This is a genomic window from Streptomyces niphimycinicus (assembly GCF_018883605.1).
GTDB lineage: Bacteria > Actinomycetota > Actinomycetes > Streptomycetales > Streptomycetaceae > Streptomyces > Streptomyces niphimycinicus.
In genome coordinates, this window is sequence record NZ_JAHLEM010001174.1 from 1 (window position 1) to 696 (window position 696).

Annotated in this window: 1 pseudogene; it reads right to left on the reverse strand. The window is 76.9% G+C overall.

Annotated elements, in window-relative coordinates:
• Window positions 1-652 (reverse strand): annotated as a pseudogene (locus KN815_RS48625) (VWA domain-containing protein); the annotation flags it as partial.
• Window positions 653-696: the final 44 nt, after the last annotated feature.

Below are 696 nucleotides of genomic sequence, written 5' to 3' on the forward strand. Positions count from 1 at the left end.
CCGCGACCGCCACCGGCTCGGGCTCGGGCTCGGGCTCGGGCTCGGCGACGGGCTCGGCCTTGGGCTCGGGGTCAGTCTGCGCGTCGGTGGGTGCGTCGGCCGCGACCGCCACCGGCTCGGCGTCGGCGGCGGGCTCGGCCTCCGCCTCGGCGGGCTTGTCATCGACCTTGGCCGCAGGGGCGGCCTCGGCCTCTGCCTCGGCGGGCTCGTCGTTGGTCGCGGTCGCGGGGGCGGCCTCGGGCGCGGGGTCGGTCTTCGCCTGGGCGGGCTCGTCGTCGGTCTTGGCCTCGGGGGCGGCTTCGCCGTCAGCCTCTGCTGCCGCCTCTGCTGCCGCCTCGGCTTCGCCCTTGGGCTCGGCATCGGCACTCGCCGCCGCCGGAGCCGCCGTGGCATCGCCATCGGCTGCGGGCTCGACCTCCGCCAGGGCCTCCGGTTCGGCTTCCGCAGTGGCCTCGGCCTCCGCCTCGGTGGGCTTGTCGTCGGTCGTGGCCACGGGCATGGCCTCGTCGCTCGCGACGGCGGGCGTGGCCTCGTCGTCAGCCTCTGCCGCTGCCTCACCCTCGGGCGCTGCGGTAGTTGCCGTCTCTGCCGCGGCGGGCTCCGGCGCGGGGTCCTCCGCAACCTCGGTCTCGGGCGTGGTGTCGGCCTCCACCGAGGACGTGTCGGCGCCTTCCGCAACCGGTTCGGTGGTTTTCG